The following is a 525-nucleotide window of genomic DNA, read 5'->3' as shown; positions in this document are numbered from 1 at the left end:
CCTATACCTTCAATTTTCCCTTTAAGCATTGTTGATATTATAGCAATTAGTTTCTTATCTCTAATTCCCATGTTCCACATTTGCTTAAGCAATTTTCCATGGTCTACATTATCAAAGAAACCTTTAATATCAATGTCTACTGCATAATGAAGTTTATTTATGTTAATAAGGTTCATTACTTTTGCAATAGCATTTTCAGCACTTCGGTCAGGTCTAAAGCCATAACTTCCATGATAGAACTTAGCTTCAACTATAGGTTCAAGTATCTGCTTTATGCATTGCTGAAACAATCTATCTTCTATTGTTGGTATCCCTAGAGGTCTCACCCCTCCGCCAGGCTTTTCTATCTCTACTCTTCTTACAGGCATTGGTTTAAATTTCTCAAATCTTTTCCGTATATATCCTATCCATTCCGATATTTCATATTGGTCTATATCCTTTATGGTAGTTCCATTTACACCTGGAGTATCGCTCCCGCTGTTATTCCTAATATTTCTGTAAGCTAAAGCTATATTCTTTTGGTCT

The 525-nt window shown here is 34.7% G+C and carries 1 protein-coding gene; it reads right to left on the bottom strand.

Annotated features, from left to right (window positions below; genetic code table 11):
* A partial coding sequence (locus tag GXK57_RS26215; protein ID WP_243156529.1) for a reverse transcriptase domain-containing protein occupies positions 1–525 on the bottom strand: 525 nt, incomplete at both ends.

It is taken from the genome of Clostridium sp. C8-1-8 (assembly GCF_009928445.1).
Taxonomy (GTDB): Bacteria; Bacillota; Clostridia; order Clostridiales; family Clostridiaceae; genus Clostridium_AR.
The sequence above is the reverse complement of the archived record's forward strand: the minus strand, read 5'-3'. Positions and strand labels throughout refer to the sequence as shown.